At 72.6% G+C, this 4,857-nt stretch carries 6 protein-coding genes; 4 read left to right on the top strand and 2 right to left on the bottom strand.

Going from position 1 to position 4,857, the window contains the following annotated elements; all coding sequences use genetic code 11:
* The 4 genes from F2B26_RS14505 to folE all read left to right on the top strand — a co-directional run.
* Positions 1-672 (top strand): tRNA lysidine(34) synthetase (locus F2B26_RS14505; RefSeq protein WP_201292759.1); only part of this gene is annotated, 672 nt, incomplete at its 5' end.
* A 32-nt stretch (positions 673-704) separates the two neighbouring features.
* Positions 705-1,244 carry a hypoxanthine phosphoribosyltransferase gene (gene hpt / locus F2B26_RS14500; RefSeq protein ID WP_438939206.1) on the top strand — a complete coding sequence of 180 codons (540 nt, stop codon included), beginning with the start codon at positions 705-707 and terminating at the stop codon, positions 1,242-1,244.
* Positions 1,245-1,376: 132 nt separating this feature from the next.
* Positions 1,377-3,437 (top strand): ATP-dependent zinc metalloprotease FtsH, encoded by a 2,061-nt coding sequence (ftsH, locus tag F2B26_RS14495; protein ID WP_159810567.1) that lies wholly within the window; start codon positions 1,377-1,379, stop codon positions 3,435-3,437.
* Between the two features lie 5 nt (positions 3,438-3,442).
* Entirely contained in the window at positions 3,443-4,084 is a 642-nt protein-coding gene (gene folE / locus F2B26_RS14490; RefSeq protein WP_159810565.1) for a GTP cyclohydrolase I FolE, read from the top strand.
* Positions 4,085-4,117: 33 nt separating this feature from the next.
* On the opposite strand, the gene F2B26_RS14485 is transcribed toward folE, so the two are convergent.
* Together F2B26_RS14485 and F2B26_RS14480 are read right to left on the bottom strand one after the other, a co-directional pair.
* Positions 4,118-4,564, bottom strand: a complete 447-nt coding sequence (locus F2B26_RS14485; protein ID WP_159810563.1) for a hypothetical protein — start codon at positions 4,562-4,564, stop codon at positions 4,118-4,120.
* Positions 4,565-4,575: 11 nt separating this feature from the next.
* The coding region (locus F2B26_RS14480) for a TetR/AcrR family transcriptional regulator C-terminal ligand-binding domain-containing protein (protein WP_201292758.1) at positions 4,576-4,857 on the bottom strand (282 nt) is incomplete at its 5' end.

Raw genomic sequence — 4,857 nt, 5'->3', positions numbered from 1 at the left:
CACGAGGCGCTGCGCGCCGCGGCCGAGCGCACCGGGGCGGTCGCCGTGCTGCTCGGGCACACCCTGGACGACCAGGCCGAGCAGGTGCTGCTGGGTCTGGCCCGCGGCTCGGGGCTGCGCTCGCTGGCGGGGATGCCGGCCGTCCGTGGGCTGCTGGTGCGCCCGTTCCTGGGCCTGCGCCGGGCCCAGACCGAGGCGGCGTGCGCCGCGCAGGGGCTGGCGGTCTGGCACGACCCGACGAACGCGACCGGACCCGGGCTGCGCAGCGCCGTGCGCACCCAGGTGATGCCGCTGCTCGAGCAGGTGCTGGGACCGGGCGTGGCCCCGGCGCTGGTCCGCACGGGTGACCAGCTGCGGGCGGCCGCGCAGGTGATCGAACCGCTCGCCGCCGAGCTGCTGGACCGGGCCCGGACCGACGACGGAGCCGACCCGGGCTGGGACGTGTCGGTGCTGGTCGGAGCCCCTGCCGGGGTGCGACGTGCGGCCCTGCACACCCTCGCGCTGCGGGCAGGGGCGAGTGGTGGGTCGTTGTCGCACGAGCACGTCGCGGCCCTCGACGCGCTGTGCGTCGACTGGCACGGGCAGGGGCCGGTGGATCTGCCGGGAGGTCTTCGGGTCGCCCGCTCGTGTGGCAGGCTTCTGGTGGCCCGGCCGGGGCCGGGGGGCACATGATCGACCTGGGAGACACGGTGGAGCCAGCGGACATGGGCGACGACCTCGCGGGTGTGCTGCTCAGCGAGGACGAGCTGCACGCGCGGCTGGACGAGATCGCGGCGCAGATCGACGCGGACTACGCGGGCAAGGACCTGCTGCTCGTCGGCGTCCTCAAGGGCGCGGTCATGGTGATGGCCGACCTGGCCCGCCGGCTGCACGCGCCGGTGCAGATGGACTGGATGGCGGTCTCGTCGTACGGCTCGGGCACCAAGAGCTCGGGCGTGGTGCGGATCCTCAAGGACCTGGACGCGGACCTGTCCGGGCGGCACGTGCTCATCGTCGAGGACATCATCGACTCCGGTCTGACGCTGTCCTGGCTGGTGGCCAACCTGCGCTCGCGCGGCCCGGCCACGGTGGAGATCGCGACCATGCTGCGCAAGCCCGAGGCGGCCAAGGTCGAGGTGGACGTGCGCTACGTCGGCTTCGACATCCCGAACGAGTTCGTCGTCGGCTACGGCCTGGACTACGCCGAGAAGTACCGCAACCTGCCGTTCGTCGGGACGCTCGCCCCGCACGTCTACGCCTCCTGAGGACAACCTGAGGGTCGGTGTGCCCTCGGCGAACAGGGGCGGACCCACGACGGGTTGCCTGGTTCGAGCGTGTAACTTCGAGGCTCCGACCATCCCGCGACCGGAGGATGAGGGGCCCGGCCCCGATCGCCCATGAACCTCAAGAGCCTTGTCCGTGGTCCCGCGATCTGGATCGCGGTCGCCGTCCTGCTGCTCTGGGTGGCCGCGAGCACGCTGCGCAGCCCGTCGGTCCAGCGCATCGACACGTCCGACGGCATCGCGCTGCTGGCGACCGGGAAGGTCGACCAGGCGAAGATCATCGACCCGATCCAACGGGTCGACCTCACGCTCACCGACGACTTCACCAAGGGCGACAAGAACTACGGCAAGCAGGTCCAGTTCTTCTACGTCTCGGCGCAGGGCCCGTCGATCGCCAAGGACATCTCCGACGCGACCATCGCCAACGGGTGGACCGCCGAGGTCCAGACCACGTCGTGGTGGGCCTCGATCCTGCAGCTGCTCATCCCGTTCGTCATCATCCTGGGGATCTTCTGGTTCCTCATGATGAACATGCAGGGCGGCGGGAACCGGGTGATGAGCTTCGGCAAGTCCCGGGCCAAGCTGGCGAACAAGGAGAACCCGCAGGTCACGTTCGCCGACGTAGCCGGGGTGGACGAGGCCCTCGACGAGCTCGCCGAGATCAAGGAGTTCCTGTCCGAGCCGGGCAAATTCCAGGCCGTGGGCGCCAAGATCCCCAAGGGCGTGCTGCTGTACGGCCCGCCCGGGACCGGCAAGACCCTGCTGGCGCGTGCGGTGGCCGGTGAGGCCGGGGTGCCGTTCTACTCGATCTCCGGCTCGGACTTCGTCGAGATGTTCGTCGGGGTGGGCGCCAGCCGCGTGCGCGACCTGTTCGACCAGGCCAAGCAGCACGCGCCCGCGATCATCTTCGTCGACGAGATCGACGCCGTCGGCCGGCACCGCGGCGCCGGGCTGGGCGGCGGGCACGACGAGCGCGAGCAGACGCTCAACCAGATGCTCGTCGAGATGGACGGGTTCGACGTCAAGACGAACGTCATCCTCATCGCCGCGACCAACCGGCCGGACATCCTCGACCCGGCGCTGCTGCGCCCGGGCCGGTTCGACCGCCAGGTGGCCGTCGAGCCCCCGGACCTCAAGGGCCGCCAGCAGATCCTCGCGGTGCACGCCAAGGGCAAGCCGATGGCGCCCGGGGTGGACCTCGTGGCCGTGGCCCGCCGCACACCGGGCTTCACCGGTGCTGACCTGGCGAACGTGCTCAACGAGGCGGCGCTGCTCACGGCCCGCCAGAACGGCACGATCATCGACGACAAGGCGCTCGACGAGGCCATCGACCGCGTCGTCGCCGGGCCGCAGAAGCGCACCCGCGTGATGAACATCAAGGAGCAGAAGATCACCGCGTACCACGAGGGCGGTCACGCCCTGGTGGCGGCGGCGCTGCGGTACACCGACCCGGTGACCAAGGTGACGATCCTGCCGCGCGGTCGTGCGCTGGGCTACACGATGGTGATGCCCACCGAGGACAAGTACTCCACCACGCGCAACGAGCTGCTCGACCAGCTCGCGTACTCCATGGGCGGCCGGGTGGCCGAGGAGCTCGTGTTCCACGACCCGACCACGGGCGCCTCGAACGACATCGAGAAGGCCACCGAGACGGCCCGCCGCATGGTCACCCAGTTCGGCATGAGCGCCACGCTCGGTGCCGTGCGGCTGGGGCAGGAGTCCTCCGAGATGTTCCTCGGGCGCGACGTCGGCCACCAGCGGGACTACTCCGAGGAGATCGCCGGGCGCATCGACGCCGAGGTGCGCGCGCTCATGGAGCATGCGCACGACGAGGCGTGGGAGGTGCTCGTCGAGTACCGCGACGTGCTCGACGCGCTCGTGCTGGAGCTCCTGGAGAAGGAGACCCTCAACGCCGAGCAGCTCGCGACGATCTTCGAGCCGGTGACCAAGCGGCCGCCGCGCCAGGTGTGGCTGTCCAGCGAGGAGCGTGCGGTCTCGGACCGTCCGCCCGTGCAGACCCCTGGTGAGATCGCCAAGCTGAACGGCGAGACGGTCGTCGCGCAGGACGAGGCCGCCGCGGCGCACGAGGAGCACCCGCCGGTGCCCTCGGCCGAGGTGCCGCCGTCGGTGGACCCCGGCTCGACGACGGACGTCACCGGCCCCGCGGCCGGCTGACCCGCATGGCCCCGCACGACGACCCCGAGGGGTCCGGCCGGTCCGTGATCGGGCCGCTGTCGGCCCCCGCCGGGGTCGTCGGGCCGTACGACGCCGACGGGGTCCGGGCCGCCGTCCGTCAGCTGCTCACGGCCCTGGGCGAGGACCCGGACCGCGAGGGGCTGCGCGACACCCCGGACCGGGTGGCCCGCTCGTACGCCGAGATCTTCGCCGGGCTGCGTCAGGACCCGGCCCAGGTGCTGGCGACCACGTTCGACCTGGGCCACCAGGAGATGGTGCTGGTCAAGGACATCCCGGTGTACTCGATGTGCGAGCACCACCTGCTGCCGTTCCACGGCGTCGCGCACGTCGGCTACATCCCGGGTGCGGACGGCCGGATCACCGGGTTGTCCAAGCTGGCGCGGCTGGTGGACGTCTACGCCCGTCGGCCGCAGGTGCAGGAGCGGCTGACGACGCAGGTGGCCGATGCGCTCGTCGAGCACCTGGACCCGCGGGGGGTGCTCGTCGTCGTCGAGTGCGACCACCTGTGCATGGCGATGCGCGGGGTGCGCACCCCCGGGGCGCGCACGGTCACCTCGGCCGTGCGGGGTGCCATGCGCGACGTGGCGACCCGGGCCGAGGCGATGAGCCTGGTGCTCGGTCGCTGACCGTCCGGTCTCGTACGGTCCGCGGGGCGGTGCTCAGCGCACGTCCGCCGCGGGGACCGGCGCCGGTGCGGTCCGGGCGCTCGGTGCGGCCGCCCACGGGAGGAGCACGAGCGCAGGGGCGAACAGGACCCACTGCGGCAGCGTGAGGACCGCCGGGCCGAACGCGGCCACGTCGACCGCGAGGAAGACGAGCGTGAACGCGAGGCTGACGGCCCACACCCCGGCCAGCACGGCCCGGCCACGTGCGGGGCCGACGACACCCGCCCAGACCACCGCGACCGGCAGCAGCACGAGCAGCACGGTGACGACGTGCCAGATCGCGGCGAACGTCTGGCGCACCACCGGGTCGAGCGCGCCGTCGGCCAGCAGCGGACCGAGCGTGTCGCCGGTGCCGACCAGACCGTGCACGGCCGCGGTGAGCGCGCCGAGCGCGGCGGCGGTCCACAGCGGCCAGCGGCGGACGTAGCGGGTGGGGGTCATGGTTTCCTCCTTCATCGGGGGTCGGCGCGGGCGGCGCCGTGCAGCAGCAGCCGGACCAGGTCCTCGGCGTCCTGCGGCCGGGCCGGGACGTCCAGGACGACAGCCCGCAGGAAGACGGCCCCGCCGAGGGCCGCGACGAGGGCCTCGACCGGGGTGTCGTCGGCGAGGTCACCGCGCCGCACGGCCCGTACGAGCAGGGCGTGCAGCGCATCGGCGACCGGCCGGAGCACCTGGTCGCGGGTCTGCTCGCGGGCCGCGGCATCGGCGCCCAGGTCGGCGAGCAGCCCGGCGAC

This window comes from Cellulomonas citrea, from assembly GCF_009829685.1.
Classification (GTDB): Bacteria; Actinomycetota; Actinomycetes; order Actinomycetales; family Cellulomonadaceae; genus Cellulomonas; species Cellulomonas citrea.
Note: the sequence above shows the minus strand (reverse complement) of the source record. Positions and strands in the feature narration are given on the sequence as shown.